This window comes from Bacteroidota bacterium, from assembly GCA_020161395.1.
Classification (GTDB): Bacteria; Bacteroidota; Ignavibacteria; order Ignavibacteriales; family Ignavibacteriaceae; genus UTCHB3.
In genome coordinates this window covers 98,962-119,102 of record JAIUOE010000003.1, presented here as the reverse complement: position 1 = coordinate 119,102, position 20,141 = coordinate 98,962, and the positions used below count along the sequence as shown (strand labels likewise).

18 protein-coding genes are annotated in these 20,141 nt (G+C 41.1%); 7 read left to right on the top strand and 11 right to left on the bottom strand.

Features of this window, described 5'->3' with window-relative positions; translation table 11 throughout:
* The 3 genes from LCH52_05890 to LCH52_05880 are packed head-to-tail and all read right to left on the bottom strand — an operon-like array spanning window position 1 to window position 3,283.
* Entirely contained in the window at window positions 1–1,338 is a 1,338-nt protein-coding gene (locus LCH52_05890; protein ID MCA0388010.1) for an aminotransferase class III-fold pyridoxal phosphate-dependent enzyme, read from the bottom strand.
* A 27-nt stretch (window positions 1,339–1,365) separates the two neighbouring features.
* A complete protein-coding gene (locus tag LCH52_05885; protein ID MCA0388009.1) occupies window positions 1,366–2,175 on the bottom strand; it encodes a glycosyltransferase family protein in 810 nt (269 codons plus the stop codon).
* Between the two features lies 1 nt (window position 2,176).
* A complete protein-coding gene (locus tag LCH52_05880; GenBank protein ID MCA0388008.1) occupies window positions 2,177–3,283 on the bottom strand; it encodes a hypothetical protein in 1,107 nt (368 codons plus the stop codon).
* Between the two features lie 115 nt (window positions 3,284–3,398).
* Here LCH52_05880 and LCH52_05875 point away from each other — a divergent pair, with 115 nt between their 5' ends.
* The gene (locus LCH52_05875) at window positions 3,399–4,322 is read left to right on the top strand and encodes an LD-carboxypeptidase (GenBank protein MCA0388007.1); all 924 of its coding nucleotides are present in this window, start codon (window positions 3,399–3,401) and stop codon (window positions 4,320–4,322) included.
* Here LCH52_05875 and purE read toward each other — a convergent pair.
* From purE to prmC, 6 genes are read right to left on the bottom strand one after another with little or no spacing between them, the layout of a single operon-like run.
* Window positions 4,319–4,816, bottom strand: a complete 498-nt coding sequence (gene purE / locus LCH52_05870) for a 5-(carboxyamino)imidazole ribonucleotide mutase (protein ID MCA0388006.1) — start codon at window positions 4,814–4,816, stop codon at window positions 4,319–4,321. The two genes, LCH52_05875 and purE, sit on opposite strands and share 4 nt — an antisense overlap.
* Window positions 4,817–5,953, bottom strand: coding sequence for a 5-(carboxyamino)imidazole ribonucleotide synthase (locus LCH52_05865; GenBank protein ID MCA0388005.1), 1,137 nt, complete (start codon window positions 5,951–5,953; stop codon window positions 4,817–4,819).
* A gap of 6 nt (window positions 5,954–5,959) precedes the next feature.
* A complete protein-coding gene (locus tag LCH52_05860) occupies window positions 5,960–8,467 on the bottom strand; it encodes a DNA internalization-related competence protein ComEC/Rec2 (protein ID MCA0388004.1) in 2,508 nt (835 codons plus the stop codon).
* Window positions 8,448–9,392 carry a metalloenzyme gene (locus tag LCH52_05855; protein ID MCA0388003.1) on the bottom strand — a complete coding sequence of 315 codons (945 nt, stop codon included), beginning with the start codon at window positions 9,390–9,392 and terminating at the stop codon, window positions 8,448–8,450. The genes LCH52_05860 and LCH52_05855 overlap by 20 nt, the downstream gene beginning before the upstream one ends.
* 1 nt (window position 9,393) lies before the next feature.
* Window positions 9,394–9,843, bottom strand: a complete 450-nt coding sequence (gene dtd / locus LCH52_05850) for a D-tyrosyl-tRNA(Tyr) deacylase (GenBank protein ID MCA0388002.1) — start codon at window positions 9,841–9,843, stop codon at window positions 9,394–9,396.
* A complete protein-coding gene (gene prmC, locus LCH52_05845) occupies window positions 9,840–10,703 on the bottom strand; it encodes a peptide chain release factor N(5)-glutamine methyltransferase (GenBank protein MCA0388001.1) in 864 nt (287 codons plus the stop codon). Before prmC ends, dtd begins: the two co-directional genes overlap by 4 nt.
* A 121-nt stretch (window positions 10,704–10,824) precedes the next feature.
* On the opposite strand from prmC, the gene LCH52_05840 reads away from it, so the two are divergent.
* From LCH52_05840 to ispE, 4 genes are read left to right on the top strand one after another with little or no spacing between them, the layout of a single operon-like run.
* Entirely contained in the window at window positions 10,825–11,835 is a 1,011-nt protein-coding gene (locus tag LCH52_05840) for a glycosyltransferase family 9 protein (GenBank protein MCA0388000.1), read from the top strand.
* Window positions 11,822–12,922, top strand: coding sequence for a hypothetical protein (locus tag LCH52_05835; protein MCA0387999.1), 1,101 nt, complete (start codon window positions 11,822–11,824; stop codon window positions 12,920–12,922). Before LCH52_05840 ends, LCH52_05835 begins: the two co-directional genes overlap by 14 nt.
* Window positions 12,903–14,024 carry a glycosyltransferase family 9 protein gene (locus LCH52_05830; GenBank protein ID MCA0387998.1) on the top strand — a complete coding sequence of 374 codons (1,122 nt, stop codon included), beginning with the start codon at window positions 12,903–12,905 and terminating at the stop codon, window positions 14,022–14,024. The genes LCH52_05835 and LCH52_05830 overlap by 20 nt, the downstream gene beginning before the upstream one ends.
* Window positions 14,025–14,057: 33 nt before the next feature.
* Window positions 14,058–14,891, top strand: coding sequence for a 4-(cytidine 5'-diphospho)-2-C-methyl-D-erythritol kinase (gene ispE, locus LCH52_05825; GenBank protein MCA0387997.1), 834 nt, complete (start codon window positions 14,058–14,060; stop codon window positions 14,889–14,891).
* A 12-nt stretch (window positions 14,892–14,903) separates the two neighbouring features.
* Here the strand turns inward: ispE and LCH52_05820 are convergent, their stop codons facing one another.
* Together LCH52_05820 and LCH52_05815 are read right to left on the bottom strand one after the other, a co-directional pair.
* Window positions 14,904–15,887, bottom strand: coding sequence for a dihydroorotate dehydrogenase-like protein (locus tag LCH52_05820; GenBank protein MCA0387996.1), 984 nt, complete (start codon window positions 15,885–15,887; stop codon window positions 14,904–14,906).
* A 19-nt stretch (window positions 15,888–15,906) separates the two neighbouring features.
* Complete coding sequence (locus tag LCH52_05815; protein MCA0387995.1) at window positions 15,907–16,887, bottom strand: cation diffusion facilitator family transporter; 981 nt, start codon at window positions 16,885–16,887, stop codon at window positions 15,907–15,909.
* A 212-nt stretch (window positions 16,888–17,099) separates the two neighbouring features.
* On the opposite strand from LCH52_05815, the gene LCH52_05810 reads away from it, so the two are divergent.
* Together LCH52_05810 and LCH52_05805 are read left to right on the top strand one after the other, a co-directional pair.
* A complete protein-coding gene (locus LCH52_05810) occupies window positions 17,100–18,353 on the top strand; it encodes a choice-of-anchor J domain-containing protein (GenBank protein ID MCA0387994.1) in 1,254 nt (417 codons plus the stop codon).
* Window positions 18,354–18,520: 167 nt separating this feature from the next.
* The gene (locus LCH52_05805; protein ID MCA0387993.1) at window positions 18,521–20,116 is read left to right on the top strand and encodes an amidohydrolase; all 1,596 of its coding nucleotides are present in this window, start codon (window positions 18,521–18,523) and stop codon (window positions 20,114–20,116) included.
* The last annotated feature ends 25 nt before the right edge of the window (window positions 20,117–20,141 follow it).

Below are 20,141 nucleotides of genomic sequence, written 5' to 3'. Positions count from 1 at the left end.
TTAACCTATATTCCTGGGTTTCATATTGAAATTCGATGTTTTACGGAAGACAGGTCCGACTGGTTCACCGCGAAGCAATTCCTTAACATTGCCATCCTGAACTGCTTTTTTTAATATGGGGAGCACTTCTCTGTAGCAGGCAATCACATGTTCTATGTCCTCATCAGTGAGTGAAAAACTTACATTGTGGAATCCGCCCCAGAGCACTCCTCTCTTTATCATTTCCTGCTGAACAAGTGATTTCATTTCAAGGGGATTTCCGGCGGAGGCGTCAAACGACATAATGGTTCTGCAGTCGAATCCTGAACATGAAGTGTAATTCATTCCGAGTTCCGCGGCAATTTTATTATAGCCATCCTTCAGTTTTCTTCCTTTTTCTGCTATTACACCCTGCACATTGTTCTTCTTCATGAACTCAATCGTAGCTTTGGTTGCGGCTAACGAGAGGGCTTCACCACCAAAAGTCGTGAAGAAAAACACATCCTTGTCAAGCAGTGCCATAATGTCCTTCCTGCCTGTCAGGATGCCGATTGGCATTCCATTTGCAACTGCCTTTGAGAAGAGAGCGAGGTCCGCCCTTACTCCAAAATACTCCTGTGCACCTCCGAGGGCTACGCGAAATCCTGTCCACATTTCATCGAAAACAAGAAGTATCCCTTTTTCATCACAGATTCTTCTTAGTTCCTGAAGAAAATTATCTCTTGGTTCCTGAAAAACGAAAGGCTCAAGGATAATGCATGCGACATCTTCATCGATCGAATCGATTACCGATTGGATGTCGTTGTAATTGATTGTAAAACTCATATCCTCAATTACTTTAGGAATACCTGCGTTGCGATCGGTGACAGAAATATACCAGTCGTGCCACCCGTGATATCCACAACAGAGGATTTTATTCTTTTTTGTAAAAGCTCTTGCCAGGCGAACAGCAGCACTTACCACATCGGCACCAGTCTTGCTGTATCTCACCGATTCAGTATTTGGCACCACTTCTCTAATCAATTCTGCGACTTCAACTTCCAACGGATGCATCAATGAGAAGGTGATGCCGTCTTCCAGTTGATCTTTTATCGCCTGATCAATTTCAGGGATGGCGTAACCGAGAGAGAGAGGACCGATAGCCATATTCAGATCAATATACTCGTTTCCATCCACATCCCAGACATGGGCGTTTTTACCTCTTTTCAGATATTTGGGTGCGACACCGTTTACATATTGTGCGGGTCCTTTTGCCAGAGTCTGAGTGAAGGCAGGGATAAGCCCCTTCGATCTCTCATAAAGTTTATTCGACTCGGAGATGTCAGGATAATTCTCGTTAAACGCTATTTTATTGCTCATTCAAATACTTTCTTGTTTTTCTAACTACTATAAAATTTTGGTCTGTTCACTGGAAATTGTATGGAGTTCGTTGAGGTGGTGCCTGTACCAGTTTACTCCCGCAAATTTGCTGTTTATTGCAGCGATTGAGGGTTTTCTATCGAGCAGATTTAGAATATCAATCATGGAAAAATGGTAATCCGGCGACCAAAGCTCGTCGTACACCGTTTTGATAAACAGGTAATCCTCTTCATAATCAATGGTCCATCTGTGGGACATTGAGTAGTCATAACCAGTCTCCCAGGTGACATTACCGATTTTGAAAAGGTGAGGATTTTCCCAAAGATAGGGGGTGGTGTGTTCTCTTTCAAAATCTTTGGTTGCCTCCCGGTCAGCTTTTCGTAGAGCATCAATTTTCATGATCTCCACATCATTTCCATCAGGATAAGTTGCAGGATGGAGATTGGAAAGATAATCATAACCGGCACCGTCTCTAAAAAATTCAGTAACAACCCGTCCTATAACCCCTGTATCAATCAGCGGGACATCTGAAGGAATCTTGATTACGAATTCTGCACCAATCGTTTCGGCAGCACCAAGATGCCTTTGAAGCAGATCATTCAAACTCCCGCGATAACATCTGATTCCTTCACTTTTACAAAAATTTTCCACAGGATCATCGGATGAATCTGTTGAGGTAGCAATTATTACACTTCCTTTAAGTACCGAGGCATTTACTCTTTCGTACAATCTTTGTAGCAGGGGTTTCCCCGCCAAAGAAAGCATCACTTTATACGGAAGGCGGGTAGATGACATTCTCGCTTGAATAACAGTGGCGATTTTTTCAACAGGTATCAATCTAAAATTTCTCTCTTGTGGAAAGTGAACGGTTTAACCGGGTTTCTGAAATCGATTTCGATTTGTCTGTAAAGTTGATTTTGGAGGATGTTGTGCCCCCATTATTGCTTCCTTTCACTTCATCGAGTGACATTTCAAGCAGTGACATACCAACCTGAGCTATCGATCTTGCTGAAGTACCTTTGTTTTGGAGCGGCAGCATCTTTTTGAGGTCTTCTATGTTGAAGTATGAGTGAACTTCCTTGCCAAGTGCCAATCCGACATATGAACATGAAGAGTACTGCGTAACCAGCACATCAGCATTTGCTATCATCTCATTGATGTTACCTGTCGGATAGATTATTGCATCAGGGGCAAGTGCTTTGATCTCAGCGGTTGCCCTCTCCACTTTTTCGTTCGGATGAAGTTTAAATATCAATTGTCTGCCACCGGCTATTTTGATTGCTTCTTTTATAAACTTTATACGGTTCTCCAATTTGAGAGTTTCTCTTGCATCGGATGTGGCGACAAGAACGAAATTTTTATGAGGAAATTCGTTCCGCAGGAACTGTTCACAATTATCAAAATTGGGAATGCCGGTAACGACCAGTTTTTCTTTTTTTATTCCTTTTTTGATGAAGTGTTCCTTGTATCCTTCAGATGCCACACAAAAGCGGTCGTACAAATCAGAGAGTCCTGTGGTTGAAGTGCTGGCAGCGTACCGGGGGAATCCAAGATATTTTACGAGGTAATACATAATGTTTTCCGGGTCTGTCATACCTTCCTGAACGAGAATTACTCTCGAATTTTTAATGTTTTTCGGGAAGATCAAATCCTGACAGGTGAAAACGAGGTCATATTTTCTCTGCAAACCCCGGTAGTCGATTTTAAGATTGTTCTCTTCAAGGTACCTCATTGTTGTTTCGAAGAATTTACCTCCAAGGATTGAGAAATCGAGAATTCCTGCCCGTCTTAACAAATGGATGTAACCGTCACCGTAGTAGGGTGAAAAATAGAGGTCGTCGTTCTCAAAATGCTTTGAAATCTCGTGCATCATTGTGGTCTGGTTAAGAGAGCCGCCAATGAAAAGAATATTTCGTTTTTTTGCTTCAGTTTGATTTTGTAGCAATATATAAATCGTATTAAATTGTAAATTTGCAGATTCAAAATTAACGATAAATGAATTGTAAATCAATTACCACTTTCAAACATAACGATAAAATAACACACCGAGAAAACAGAAAATGAAACCTGCCAGACTTCAAGAAAATGACCTGATTGCTTTAATCACTCCCGCATCCTCTCCTTCAAAAATGAGCCGGGTGGCAGAGGGGATTAAATTTCTGAATGAGAAGGGATACAGAACGGTCATGTTACCCAACTGCATGAAGCAAAATGGATATCTCGCAGGAAGTGATGAGGAAAGAATTGACGACATTCATCGTGCTTTTTCGAATGAAGAAATAAAAGCCATAATCTCTTTAAGAGGCGGGTATGGTGCTGGCAGGTTACTTCACGGAGTTGACTATTCAATCATCCGGTCAAACCCCAAGATATTTTGCGGATACAGCGATCTGACCACACTTCAAATGGCGATTCTTGTAAAAACTGGTCTGGTATCGTTCGCAGCACCAATGGCAGCAGTCGATTTTGCGGGTGAAACAAGCGAATATACTTTGAAAAGTTTTTTTGACATAGTTGAAGCCGGGAAAAGCGGGGAAGTGATCCCACCAAACGGGACTGCCATGTCAGGAAACCGGAAGGGCGCGGCATGCGGAAAGATTTACGGTGGCAATCTCGCCGTTTATTGCTCCATGCTGGGAAGTGAATATTTACCGGATCCAACCGGTAAAATTTTCTTTTTTGAGGATGTTTCAGAACCTCCCTACAGGATCGACCGTTTTCTGAATCAACTCTTTCTAAACGGATATTTCGAAAAAGCGGCAGGATTTATTTTTGGTCAGTTTACTGACGGAGATCCCGGAGACGGACCAACACTTACCCAGTCAGAGGTATTTGAGCATTACATTTCTAATATTAACAAGCCGGTGATAACCAATTTCCCGTTTGGTCATGTAAAGGATCTTTACACAATACCTTTCGGGATTGAAGTGGAGATAGATTCAGACTCGGGTCTCGTTGTTTATAAGGAGAGTGCCGTCAGCTAAGTTGTCAGATTTTTGTTTCTCGTAACCACCATTTCGCTGAGGGAGTTCTTGTATTTGATGATTTTTTGCAACAGAGAGCTGTCGGATGTTGCGAGTATCTGAGCAGCGAGAATTCCTGCATTTTTTGCCTGATCTATTGCAACAGTAGCCACGGGCACTCCACCGGGCATTTGAACAATCGACATCAGTGAATCGAGTCCGTCAAGCGATTTTAATTTTACAGGTACGCCGATAACAGGAAGCGGGGAATAAGCCGCGGTCATACCCGGAAGGTGTGCTGCGCCACCTGCACCTGCAATAATCACCTTAATACCCCTAAGATGAGCATTAGAAGCGTATTCTGCCATTAATTCCGGAGTTCTGTGTGCGGATACGATATTGATCTCATACTCTATCCCAAAAATTTCGAGAACAGTAGCAGCTTCTTTCATGACCGGAAGGTCAGAATCGCTGCCCATTATAATACCTACGAGTGGTGCGGCTGATTTTGTCATTTAAGGCTTTCCAATTTTAATTTTGTTTTCGAGTTTTTCGAGTTCAAGTCGTGTTCGGGCAATATTCTCTCCAGTTTTGGTAAGATGGCCCATTTTTCTTCCTTTTCGTGATTCCGACTTGCCATAAAAGTGGAGATGAACTGATGAATCAAATAAAATTTCGTCGTAGTTGAATATCCTACCCTCACCATCCGCTTTTCCGAGAGTATTCACCATCACCGCACAATTCTTCAACAGCGAAGTGTTTCCCAAAGGGAGCTCAAGGATGGCTCTGATGTGATTTTCAAATTGTGATGTTACACATCCTTCTATTGAATAGTGCCCTGAATTGTGAGGTCTGGGAGCTATTTCATTTATATAAATTTCGTTAGCCTCTGTCAGAAAAAGCTCGACACCAAATATACCTTTTCCGTGGACACTTCTTATGGCATTCACCGCTGTATCCAAAATCCGCGATTCCGTCGCCTTGCTTATCTCTGCCGGAGCGAGTACGAATTTGCAGATGTGATTTTCCTGAATGGTTTCAACAACAGGATAGACCGCAACTTCATGAGTATTTATTGCAACCATTACTGCAAGTTCCTTGGAAAACCGTATGACTTCTTCAGCCATTACTGCCGAGTGTCTTGAAGAAAGTTTCTTCATCCCCTCAAGAAAATCCTGTTCGGTCCTGACAAAGTGGTTCCCGTAACCATCATATCCCATCTTTCTTGATTTCAGGATGAATTCAGAACCAAAAACAGAGTTCAGGTCTGAATAATTATCTGAATCTGAAACAGGTAGAAAACGGGGGACAGGCAGACCTGCAGCCTGAAAAGTCATTTTCTGAGTAAGTTTGTCTTGAATAAGTCCAATCGTCTCCGGAGTCGGATATACTTCTTTCCCCAGTGATTTTAAAAACCGTAACCTGTCGGGGTTAATGAATTCATTTTCCAAAGTTATAATATCGCAGGCATCAGCGAAATTGCTTAGAGCTGCGTCATCATCTATCGATCCTGCAAAGTCCAGTTTTGTCATCATACCAGCAGGAGAGTCAAGTTTGGCATCATACACAGCAACTTTAAAGCCGAGTCTGTATGCTGCCATGGCAGACATTCGTGCGAGCTGACCACCACCCAAAAAACCTATTGTATACACTTCCGGCTATCTCCAGTCAATTTTATGCAATTTTTTTTCATCATCAATTTCAACAATTATACATCCTTCAAGGTCAGTTCGTAAAATCGAACATCCCGAATTCTCAAGCCTTTCTATTACAAGGGGGTGTGGAAGATTATACCTGTTCGCTACACCGGCGCTGATTATTGCAACCTTTGGTCTTACTGCATCCAGGAAGAGATTCGTCGTTGCTGAATTGCTGCCGTGGTGACTAACTTTTAACAAATCACAATTCAAATTTATATTATTTTTGATTAACTTCCTTTCTCCAACTCTGTCAAGATCACCCGTAAACAACATTTTTAAGTTATTCACAGAAATACTTAAAACCATGCTTCTTCGGTTGCTTTCACTGTTTTCATCCAAAGAATCAGTGTGGATCAGTGATTTTATGGTGAATTCACCTGTTCTAAGAATTTCTCCCTCTCTAAAAACTGTCGGAGTAATAAATTTTGAAAAGAGTGCAAAAAGCGACAGAGCAGAAATGTCAGATGAATCGGGAGGGGGCAGGAACAGTTTTTTTATTATACCCTGCCTCAGAAGGGTCACCATTCCTCCGGCATGATCGGTATCGTAGTGGGAGATAAAAGCAATGTCGATTGAGTCGACTCCCAGTCGTTTGAGTGTGGGGAAAACCGTTGATTTTCCTGCATCATACCGTTCAGTAAGAACACCTGCATCTATCAGAACCGTTTTTCCTGATTTGTCTTTAAGGAGATAACAATCGCCCTGACCGGTGTCTATTGCCACCAGGTGTGACGCGGTTTTGCTTAACCCTGTGGCTGCAAATGCAGAGTGAGTAAAAACCATTATGAGTAAGGAAATTATGACAGATGACAACCTCCATTTCAGATCCCTTTTTCTTGAAAAGATCATAATCAGGACGAAAATCAAGAGATAAAAGACAATTCCTTCTTCAAATGAAAAATTTTGCAGTTCCATTTTGCCCCAATTTGTATCTTTTAAGGCGAGGATTGTAATATTCAAGAGCTTATTGAGCAGCCCGGAAACTGAAGCAAAGAGGCCCGCCAAAGAAGCGGAAAAAACGGAAACAAACAGTGTCAATAGGCCATTTAGTAACATAACCGAGGATACCGGAACAGCCACAATATTTGCGGGTAACGAGAGGAAGGTAATCTTTCCGAAGTAAATGAGTAAAAACGGTAACATCCCAAGTTGAACGAAAAAAGTCACAATCACGAGTTCTGATAAATTTCTGAAAACAAATGAATCAAAAAACGAGTGTGCTTTTCTATAGACCTCCTCCTTTTTTGATTTAAGAATTGAGCTTAGGGAAAATCTGAAAGATGAGTAGATTGATTCTGCAATAAAAAGGCTTGCCACGGCGGCGGCTGAAAGTTGAAAACTGGTGCTGAAAAGATCCTGAGGATTAAGCAGCAGAATTATAAAAACAGAGATTGCAAGGGTATTCCATCGGTTTGTCGGTCGTCCGGAAAATTTTAAAATGGAGTGGACTGAGAACATTATCACCGCCCTTAACACGGTAACCTGAAATTGAGTGAGCATAAGGAAAAGAAACAATATTATCAAGCGGGCAATTATATCGAACCATCTGCTGCGGGGTTTTATTTTTTGAAAGAGAAGTAGCGTTAAAAGATAAATGATACCGACATTGAAACCAGAAACCGCCAGAATATGAGCAATTCCGGTATCGATGTAAGTATTAACTGTCTCTTCATCGATTTCGCTCCTGTCAGCAATGATCAACCCTTTTAGAATGGCAGCAGTTGCGGGATCATGCAGTGAGTCGAGTATTTCGGCAATACTTTTTCTCAGATCGAAGATGTTTCCGGTTATAAAATCCTTTTCTCCTGAAATTTCAATTACTGAGTCGGAATAAACTGAGAAAGTTCCGGAAATCATTTCATTCTTCAGATATGCAGCATAATCAAATCCACCAGGGTTTCGTTTACCCTGTGGAAGAGTAAATGTGCCAAATAGATGGACATTTCTGCCGGGTTTGAGATTTTGTTTCACATAGTTAAAGACTTCCGGTTCTGCATCTCTTATTTTAAATATAAGTTTGGGAGCAGGGTCGTAAGTATGAGAGACTCTTTTTTTGTTTTTCTTCCCATTTTGATTAAATTGTGATGAATCGAAACTTGCTGATGTTACCTCACCGGTGAAAATGAAGTTTTCCCTGTTCATCTCTCTCACTTCATTAATTTTTGCATACACCTCCATACCCGATTTTCTTGGTGTGTTAAACGGGTTCAACATAAGCGAATCATTGGAAATCTTTAATGCTGAGATACCAAACCCGAATCCCGACAGGAATGCAAAAAGCAATACGATTTTTTCAAGATTTCTTAACTTAAGAAGGAAAAAAAGTGTGGTTGAAATGACAAAAAGAGGAATTGAGAACCAGAGGGGGAAAGGTGAAACATTTGCGATTATTATCCCAAAACAAAGTGTTATTGTGAAAGGGATAGCCGGAAAATATTTTATATCATCAAGACTCAGTTTTTTCATTTTCTTTCAATTTTCGAAAGATGAAAGGGGTTATATCAGACAGGTTTTTTATTTCATTTTGTGCATCTGAGGCATATTTTCCGGAGGCGATGAACATCGCCGGATTCTTTGTATGTGTCTTTATCGAGATGTCTTCGAAGTTTCCATGATCTGAGCAGACAAGAAGGGTATCGTTTTCATTGTCGAGATTCATCAGGAGGTGCAGCAGAAACCTGTCGATAATTTCACATATTTCTTCGATCTTTCCATCATATCTCCGGTGACCGGCATAGTCAGTGAGATAGTATTCGAAAACAGAAATGTCCGCTTTTCGCGAATTTCTTAAAAATATCTTTCCTGCTTCTTCCGGAGTGATTTCAGGCAGTTTTGAACCAAGTTTTTGCCTCCAGCGATAGTTTGTTACTTCGGCGGTAAGTGCTTGTTTATCATATACTTGTCTTGAATTGTTGAATGCTCTTTCTGAGGAGATCATACAGTGAGCAGTTACATTCAACCGTTTTGGCTTCTTACGCAAATAGTTAAAAAACGGACGGGGATATGCGTTCAGAAATTTGAAATTATAGCCATTGGAGATGGCATTTTTGAACAGATTTGACTCATAAATTCTGTCGACTTGAGACAGAGGTGCATAAGGACCAAAGTGACCTCCAAATGATTCTATGGCGTCATATCCACCAAAAATGGAAAGTTGTCCGGTTCCACTCTGTGGAAAACCGGGGTATCCATGAGAAGCATCCACGGGGAACAGCGCCGCTCTACCTGCTGACAAAGGCACATTCTCCAAATGTGGTATTTGGGTGAAAAATTCAGAAAAGACTTTGAAGGGATAAGAGAAAAATGGATTTTTGTCGAGATCCGGTTCACCAATGCCCACACCATCGATGAAAAACAGTAAAATTGACCCGTTACATTTTTTTCCGTCCATTTTACTTCGATTCAACAATCAGGGTCACAGGACCGTCGTTAATTATTTTTACCGTCATCATGGCAGCAAACACACCTGTTTTTACTTTTTCACTTCCCAGGTTTTGTCTCATTCTTTCAACGAATGCTTCATAAAGAGTATTTGCGACATCAGGTTTTGCTGCTTTTGTGAAATTTGGACGGTTACCTTTTGCGGTCTCACCATACAGCGTAAATTGAGAGATAATGAGCACCTCACCCTGTGTTTCTTTTATGGAGATGTTCATTTTACCCTCTGAATCCTCGAAAATACGGAGGTTGGAGCATTTATCGGCGGTGAAGAGAACATCACTTGGCGTGTCTCCTTCCTTTACACCCAACAGAATCACCATACCCGGTCCTGTTTCTGCCGTATAGGCAGGTTCTTCGATATAAACTCCGGCTTCCGAGACTCTTTGCACGAGTGCTATCATTTTGATTTTACCCCTCTGATAAACCGGCTGATGCGATTATAATCCTTGTAGATCTCGATAGCCGAGTAACCTTCGCTCTCCATCATTTCCTTCAGCAAAGTGTCCTGTCCAAGCGCCATCTCGAGATATACTTTCCCGTTCATTTTGAGAATCTCTCCGGCGTTTTTAATAATTTCCGAGTGAAACTTGTAACCATCTGAAAAATCTGTAACAGCTATCGAAGGCTCGTATCGAAGCACTTCTTCTTGTACCGTTTTGTAGTCAAGTTCCGATACATACGGCGGGTTTGAGATGACAAGATCGAAAATCCGGTTCGGTTCTCCACTGTAGTGGAAAAAATCAAACATATCGGAGTTGATAAAGGAGATGTTTTCCACACCGTTGTCGACTGCATTTTTTTTTGCGATCTGAATTGACTCATTGCTGATCTCCAAAGCGGTAACTTCAGAACCGGGGAGTGATCTGGCAAGCGCAATCGAAATGTTGCCACTTCCACAACCCAGATCGAGTATTTTCAGGTTTGGAATATCTTTGTTTTCGTTGACGATGATCTCGACGAGGAGTTCGGTCTCCTGTCTGGGGATCAGTACTGCGGGGGTAACTGTGAGATTTAATCCGAAAAATTCAACATTTCCGACAATGTACTGAAGCGGTTCAAATTTAATTCGCCTCCTGATAAAATCCCTGTATTTTTCCAGTTCATTCTCCTTAAGAGGACGGTCGAACATAAGATACAGGTCTAGTCTTCTGCAATTCAAAACATTTGCCATTAACAGATCGGCATTCAGTCTTGGCGATTCAATACCTTTTTCGTTTAAAAAAGTGGTGGATTTGTCTAAAATTTCCAGTACAGTGGGCATTGGGCTCTTCAATAATTGTATAACTAATTCAGAATTTATAGATTTGCAACGGTGAAATATATGAACAAGGTTAAGAAAATCAGCCATGCTAACTCCGAAATCTCCTGTAAAGAAAATATTATTGATAAAATTCAAAGGAATTGGCGATGTAATCCTGAGCACGGTTGTGCTAAAGAACATCAGGGCGATGTATCCGGATGCAAAAATTGATTTCCTGACCGAAAAACCTTCTGCTCCGTTATTGACCGAAATACCTTTGATCAATGAGGTTTTTGTCTATAATACAAAGAACAAATTTGAAATCGTAAAACAGATACTTGCAGTACGAAAGAACAGATACGATCTTGTGCTCGACCTTTATTCGAATCCAAAATCTGCACAACTGACATTTGCGAGTGGTGCCAGGTTCAGAGCAGGTTTTCCCTACAGAGGGAGGAAATATGCATATAACCTTTTTGGACCTGAAGAGAGAGGAATTCACCACGCGGGTGATCTTCATCTAAAGTTCCTCGAGAAAATCGGGATTCCCGTAAGGCACAGAGCACAATACATCGTAATACCCGGGGAAGCCAAAAACTTTGCAAGAAACTATTTCAATACAACCGACACCGGTAAAAATTTTGTTGCTCTTGTTCCGGGCGGTGGCTGGGAATCTAAAAGATGTGATCCTGTTAAGTTTGCGGAGATCGGGAATGCTGTTTATGACAGATTTGGGGTAAAGTGCCTGATACTTTGGGGTAAAGGGGACCTTGAGGAAGCTGAAGAAATAAAGAAATTCATGGGGGAGAGGGCTTTCCTTGCACCAAAAACGACATTCATTGAGATGGGTGCTGTAGCTGAGTTCTGCAAATTTGCCGTTGCCAACGACAGCGGGCCCATGCACCTTATTTCATCACTCGGAGTCCCAGTGCTGGCTCTGCATGGTCCAACAGACCCGTCACTGCAGGGACCATTTGGGAAAAATCATGAAACTGTACGATTGGATGAACTGGACTGTATCTGCTGTAATCTTCTTGTTTGCAATCGAAAACATGAATGTTTTCTTGATCTGCCCCTGGAGAGGATTATGTCGAAGATTGATGTCCTCATCAACAAAAACCAAATAAACATGAATACAGATGAAAAAAATTGAAATATTCTTTAAAAATCTATTTTTAAAGTGGATTCTTTTTATCGGGAAAAGAAAAAAAGAAACCGGTAAAATCGTGTTAAATGAGGGAGATAAGATCCTGTGTGTCAGATTAAACAGGATTGGGGATGCTTTAGTGGTTACCCCGCTGCTCCACAAAATAAAAAAAATTACCGGGTGCAGTATTTCAGTATTGGCTGACCGGCACAACCACTTTGTTTTCAGAAACAATCCCGACATCGACGAGGTGATCATTTTTGAGAAGGGAAGTAAAGGGACAAAAAAGATTATCAGGCAGGTCAAAAAATCGGGTTTTAAAGCTGTACTGGATCTGCATGACGATGTCTCTGTAACGGTCAGTTTTCTTCTTACGAAGTTGAAAACTGAATATATTGCCGGGTTGGAAAAGGGGAACGGTGCGATATATACCCACCTGGCACCCAGACTAAGTTCCATCGATCATCATGTTATAGAACGATCTCTCGGACTGGCTGACTTATTCGAAGTTACGACCGGTATGGATCCGGATGAAAACATCGAAGACCTTAGCCGGATCAGATATTTTCCGACCAAAGAGAATATTTCGGTCACCAAAAAATATTTTGAGTCAAAATTTGAACCGGGAAAATTCGTAGTTGGAATCAATATTTCAGCAGGGAGTCTGGCAAGATACTGGGGTACAGAAAATTTCAGACACCTGGTGAAGTATCTTAAAGAAAAAAATATTGAATATCTTTTGTTATGTTCGACCAGAGATATTAAATTGAGCCTCGAAATTGATCCATATTCCGAGAGAACCTACTATACACCGGATTTTGGTGAGTTTTGTGCCATGATCGGGAGAATAAACCTCTTGTTTAGTCCTGATACGGCAACAGTTCACCTGGCTTCCATTTATGGTGTACCTGTTTTTGGGTTATATGTAAAATATGACACCGAGGATGTTATCTGGTATCCGTATAATACGCGTTACGACGCGGTTGTAACCAGGGAGCCCACTTTAAAATTCGTACAGTGGCATAAAGTAATTGAAAAATTCGAACCATTTCTAAATCGTGAAGTAAAGACCTATGAAGATTCCAAATTGTAAAAACTTCAACGGATATAAACCGTGTTTCCCCGGATATAACTGCCTTGAACAAGGATGCAAAGAAGATAACCCGATAGGTGTGAAGATACTTATCATCAATCTGGATGCGATGGGCGATGTAATTATGACAACCGCCCAGTTGCCGTTGCTTAAGAAAAAATATCCTGTTTCTTCAATTTATTGGGTCACCGACAAGATTTCTGCCCCGTTGCTTGAGAATAATCCTTTGTTGGAAAGAGTTTTCGTTTACAATTTTGAATCCCTGAATGTAATGAGGAACATGCAGTTTGATTTTGCAGCCAATCTCGACAAATCTCACAGGGCGTGCGCACTCCTTAATTCAATTCATGCAAATGAAAAGAAGGGATTCGGACTGAATCCTGACGGAAAAATTGTTCCCGTAAATGACGGAGCGTGGTATAACTACCGGCTTGGGCTGGATGATCATCTAAAATTCAGGGTGAACAGACGCACGAAACAGGAATATGTAGCTGAAACACTCGATTTGGAATACGAAAGAACCAGATATGTTTTCGAATTAACCGAAAAAGAGAAGGAGAAGGTAGAGAGCTTAAGGAAACGCTTCAGTTTCAATAAAAAAGAGATAGTTATCGGATTTAATACAGGCTGTTCCACCCTTTTTCCGAACAAAAAAATGAGGGTCGACCAGCACATCAAGATTATCGACAGATTGTTGAAAGAGACAGATTACAGGATAATACTTCTTGGGGGTCCCGAGGATGCAGAAAGAAACAAAGAGATAGCAAATGCATTTCCTCTCGAAGTCATCAGTACTCCCACAAATGAAGGCGTTCGTATGGGTGCTGTCTATGAGGCATTGGCAGACATAATCGTGACAGGTGATTCATTTGGGATGCATCTGGGTATTGCACTTGAAAAATATATTGTTTCCTGGTTTGGTTTAAGTTGCTGGACAGAGATCGATCTTTATGGTCACGGAGTAATGTTCTATCCGAAAGATCTTGAGTGTGCCCCGTGCTGGAAGAAAAGCTGTCCTTACAAGCTGGAATGCATCGATCAAATTGATCTTGATGGAATGTATAATTCCGTAATTGACGCAGCCTCCAGGTTGATTAAATAGCTTTAAGAGGGAGCATTTCCGGGATATCACAGAATGAAGCTAATAATAAACTCACCTGCAAAAATAAATTTTGGACTTTTCATCACGCAAAAACGCGCAGATGGTTTTCATAACATTGAAACGATTTTTTACCCGTTGGAGTTGTGTGACCAGATCATAATGCGGGAATGTGATCACCTTCTGATAGAGACAGACAGTCCTGACCTGAATATTGATATTGAAAACAATCTCATTTTTAAAGCAGTAAAACTGATGGAATCGAAGACAGGCAGGCAGCTTAATTGCAGGATAAGTCTGGAAAAAAGAATTCCGATGGGAGCCGGTCTTGGAGGGGGATCCTCAAATGCTGCATCGGTTTTACTTGGTTTGAATGACCTTTTTGATCTCAAATATACAAAGGAAGATTTACGCGGGTTTGGAGCGGAACTTGGTTCTGATGTGCCGTTTTTTATTCATCCGGTTCCTTCATTCGGATCAGGCAGGGGTGAGATACTCACACCTCTGGATTTTGAACTCGCGGGTGTGATGGTTGTTGTAAACCCGGGTATTCATGTTGCAACGGGACCCGCTTATAAAAACTGTAAACCGGGGAAAGCACCATTCAACCTGCTTGAGTTAAATCAGCAAAAGTCATATGATTACAACAAGTTACAGCAAATGATTAAAAACGCATTTGAAGAGACGGTTTTTATTGACCACCCGGAAATCGGCGGACTTAAAGAGTTGTTCTATAAAGAGAGTGCAGAATTTGCTCTAATGAGTGGCAGTGGTTCGACTGTTTTTGGGATTTTTGACAGTATAAAAAAAGCGGAAGAATTCGCAAAAACTCTTCCGCAAAATTATTTTGTTTATTTCGAGGAACTTTAGAAAAAGAGGATTCTACTCCACTTTAGTAATTTTTTCCATGAATTGCGAGCGCATATAGTAGTTCGCAATCCCTTCTGCATCCTGAGAGAAACTCAATTTCCCTTTTAAGCTATCGAGTTTATCGATATTGTGTTCTCCCATCCATTTTTCAATATTCTTCAGAATTTCTGAAACAACCGAAGGTCCTTTTTGGTAGATTACAGAAGCAAGTTGCACAGTGGATGCGCCGGCAAGCAGGAATTTAATGATTTCTTCGTGGCTTTTGGCTCCCGTGGAAGCGCTCAGGCTGCACTTCACCTGTCTGTAGAGTATCGCAATCCATCTCAATGGTACAAAAAATTCGTGTCTGTCACTGAATTCAAATGTCGTTTTAAATTTAAATGTGTTGATGTCAATATCAAGATCTGTGAATCGGTTGAAAAGGACAATTCCGTTTACACCGTTCCGTTCTAGGGATGAGACAAAGTTTGGGAGACTGCTGAAATTCTGTCCTATTTTGATTGCAACCGGTATTTTTACGGTATTTTTAACACCTTTCACAATATCAAGATATATCTTTTCGATATTCGGAGATGCAAAATTTTTCGACGATGCATAATTAAACACATTCAATTCGATGGCATCAGCTCCAGCTGCTTCAAGTTGTTCAGAGAACCGGAACCACCAGTCGGCACTTACACAATTGATACTTGCTATTACCGGAACCGACAATTTTGATTTTGCTGTTGAGACAAGTTCACAATAATCCTTCAACCCAAAGTATTTATCATGTTCGTAACCGAAATATTCATAAATCTCGGGGTGATAATTTTCGGCAGGATCCAGTTTTTGCGATTTGGGAAGAGACTCCTCAAAGAAACTCTTTAGAACCACAGCACCAATTCCGTTATCCTGTAATTTTACGAGATTATCAAGAGTTTTCGTTTGGCCGGAAGATGCAGCAATTACCGGATTTTTAAGTTTTAGATTCAGATAATTTACACTAAGATCAGGCATATACAGTCCTGTTTAATAGTTAAGTTAAAAATTCATAAATTGGTCGACCGGCAGTTTTTTCCTCGTTCCAGTCAAAATTAACCGAATATGGTTCGGTTCTGTCTGTACAATTTGCATACGAACAGTATTTACATAATTTTGGCTGGCAATAATCGAAGTGTATTTTTACATCAGACTCGCTGAATTTTTCCCGCAGGTCATTCTTGATTCTCGTTTCTTCATCGTGTGACTCTTTAATGGTCCGGTAGAAGGGGAGAATCAGATGAAAATCGATAGATATGAAACTGCCTGATCGTCTGCATCTTAGTTCATGGACATCAATCCAGTCTTCTTTTCGAAGAGAGACAATTTCTTTTGATACCTTGGTAACAGTCCCTGGATCGGCTTCATGCATCAGTCCACCAAAGGCTTCTCTTAGCAGTTTGTAGCCAGTATAGATAATATTCATACCAACAAAAATTGCAAAAAGTGGGTCAATGATTGCGAAATCTGTAAAGTAAACTATGGTTAAACCAATAATCACACCCAGACTCGTATATGAATCTGTCAGCACATGTTTACCATCAGCAATCAGAGTGATCGAGTTTGTTTTTTTTCCGGTACGAATAAGGAAAAGCCCTAAAAAGAGGTTGATCAGACCGGCAAAGGCAATGATTCCCATACCGATATCCAGTTTTTTGATCTCCGGAGGATAGATAATATCCATAGTGGCATAGTAGATTATCCCGATTGCTGCAATCAGGATTAAGAGCCCCTCAACTCCGGCTGAAAAATATTCCATATTGCCGTGACCGTACGGATGTTCCTTGTCAGGTGGCTTTGAAGAATAGATTATGCTGAAAAGTGCCATGGAAGTGGCAGCGATATGAACAACTGATTCGAGGGCGTCAGAAAAGATGGCTGCGGAATCTGTGAGGAGGTAGGCACCAAATTTCATAATTAACATGGAGATACCGACAAAAAGAGATATCTGACCGGCTTTTAATCTTTGAGCGTACATAATATTTGCAATAAATCTTTAAATAGACCGATACGAATGTAGCTATAAAATCAAAAATAAACGAAATTAATAGAAAAATCTTTAAAAAATTTGGACAAATAAAAAAAAAGCCGTAATATTAGCAGCGGAATTTATTTGAAATTCCAACTGACAAGAACTGCGAACGAATTTATATCAATCAATAATCTCATCATCAATCAAAGGAACAATCCATGAAAAAAATCTTCAGTATTTTCATGTTAACCGTTTTTGTTTTCACTTATGCTCAGGCACAGCAAAAAGCTGAAAATACAAAAAGAGGCGCAAAATCCGAAGCTCCTGAATTTATCAAAGGACCATGGGCAGAGAGCACCAACTCAATCAATGAGAACTTCGAAGGTGCAACATTCCCACCAGCCGGATGGGCAAAACTGACACCTGACGGTGGCACAGGCTGGTCAAACGGCATTGTTGGAACAACCCCAATTCCAGGATGGAACGGCGGTACTGTCATTAACTACCCGGGTAACGGAGGAACAGGCATGGCTTTTATGTCATATCAGTTCGGTGGTGCCACATCCAACGATTCATGGTTAATCACACCACAGCTTCTGAATGTTCAGGCTGGTGATTCATTGAAATTCTGGTTCAGAAAATTCGGAACATATGCTGACAATCTTGATATAAAGATTTCGACAACAACCAATTCTTCGACTGCTGCTTTCACAGTAAACCTTGTTACTCTCGCTCTTACTGCTGCTGACTCAGGCTGGTCATTGAAATCTTATGCTTTGGTTCCTGCAGTTCCTGCCGGATCAAACATCTACATTGCTTTCAGAGAAAGAGTTACCGACAACCTCAACGACGGTGCAGCATTCTTTATTGATGATGTACAAGCAGGTGGCGGTGTTGTTCCAGTTGAATTTGTTTCCTTTAATGCAGCTTCAGTTGGTTCAGATGTTCAGCTTAGCTGGTCAACTGCAACAGAAACCAACAATCAGGGTTTCTTTGTTGAAAGAAAAACCGCTAACGGTGAATTTGCAAATATCGGATTTATCGCCGGCGCAGGTTCTTCCACCTCAAACAGAGAATACAGCTTTACAGATAAAGGCGTGAATGTTGGTACATATACATACAGACTGAAACAGGTTGATTTTGACGGAACATCCGCATACTCAAAATCAGTTGAAGTTGATGTAGCTGCTCCAAACACATATTCACTTAGCCAGAACTATCCTAACCCGTTCAACCCTTCAACCAAGATCAGCTTTAGCCTCGCTTCAGATGCAAAAGTTACTCTTTCTGTATTCAATGTACTTGGTCAGGAAGTTGCAACACTCGTAAACGGTAACATCTCAGCCGGCGTTCACAGTGTAAACTTTGATGCCTCAGCTCTCGTTTCCGGTCTTTACATTGCAAAAATCAATGCTATCGGTGTTGATGGACAGAATTTTGTTTCGAACATCAAAATGATGCTTAACAAATAAAAATTCTTTCTTAAAGATTGAAAAGGCTGCCCGAAACGGCAGCCTTTTTTTATGCCATTTTTTGCAGAATTTGCTTAAATTAGACTTTCCCAACAAAAAACATTCTTAACATGCGACAACTGATTTTATTCTTTGTATTTATTCTTTCAGTCGAAGGAGTCTGCCAGATGCCACGAGTTTTATATAAGAACGGTATAATCTACACTGGTGACAGTCAAAAGAAATTCGTGGAATGCGTTGTCACCGAGGCGAACAGGATTGTTTACACCGGAGATTTGAGAGAGGTAAATAAACAGTTTCCACAAATCGAAACGACAATTGATCTTCAGGGTGCCCTTATGCTTCCAGGATTGACAGATAACCATGTCCACTTTACCGCAGGTGGATTTTATCTTGGGGGACTGGATCTCAGACCTGCAAAGTCGACATCAGAATTTAAATCACTGTTGAAAGCATATGTCGCTAAAAAGGAAAAAGGGGAATGGATCACCGGTGGTGACTGGGATCATGAAGCATGGGAAGTGAAAAATCTCCCGACAAAAGAGATGATAGATGAATTTACCGGAGATAATCCCGTTTTTATAAACAGGTTTGACGGGCACCTTGCACTTGCAAACAGTGCTGCACTTCGCCTTGCAGGCATAAATTCCAAAACTCCTGTTCCTGCCGGGGGAGAGATTGTCCTCGACAAAACCACGGGAGAGCCAACAGGGATACTTAAAGACAACGCTATGGACCTTGTTTCGAAGTTGATTCCTGCTTCATCGCCAAAAGAGATGGAATCCGCCCTGACTCTCGCACTCCAGGAAGCTGCAAGACTTGGTGTAACCATGGTGCACGATATAACCTACAGAAACGATCTGAGGGTATATCAAAAATTTGAGAAAGAGGGAAAACTTTCATGCAGAATATATTGCAGACTGCCGATTGCTGAAGTAAGAAAGCACTCGGAACTTGGTATCGAAAACGGGTTTGGTAGCGATTTTCTGAAGATTGGTTCGTTAAAGGCTTTTGCAGATGGTTCTTTGGGTTCATCCACAGCCTGGTTCTTTGATCCTTATGAAAGTGATCACTCAACCTGTGGTTTGCCTATGGAGATTGTCACTACTGACAGCCTAAGAGTCTGGTCACTCGAGGCTGACAAAGCGGGATTACAGCTCTCAATTCATGCGATAGGGGACAGGGCTAACAGTTTCGTTCTGGATATGTTTGAAGAAATTGTTAAAACCAACCCCGCAAGAGACAGAAGATTCAGGATAGAACATGCTCAACATCTGAGAGTGGAGGATGTTAAAAGATTTAAGGAACTGGGTGTGATTGCCTCTGCTCAGCCTTATCATTGCATCGATGATGGTGTCTGGGCACACAAAAGAATTGGAAAGAAAAGAATTTCCTCATCCTACCGATTCAAACAGATGATAGATGAAGGAGTAAATCTCTGTTTTGGTTCTGACTGGACAGTTGCTCCACTGAATCCATTGTCAGGAATTTATGCTGCTGTGACAAGAAGAACACTTGACGGCAAGAACCCCGAGGGCTGGATACCCGACCAAAAAATAAGTGTTGAGGATGCGGTAAGAGGTTATACCATTAACAATGCTTATGCCGCTTTTATGGAGGATAAACTCGGTACAATTGAAACGGGGAAGTATGCCGATTTTACAATTTTGGACCGGAATATATTCAAAATTGATCTTGAGGAAATTAAAGAAACTAAAGTTCTTTACACAATTGTTGACGGCAGGATTGTCTACAAAAGATAGGTCATCGATTTAAGGGAAAGAGTTA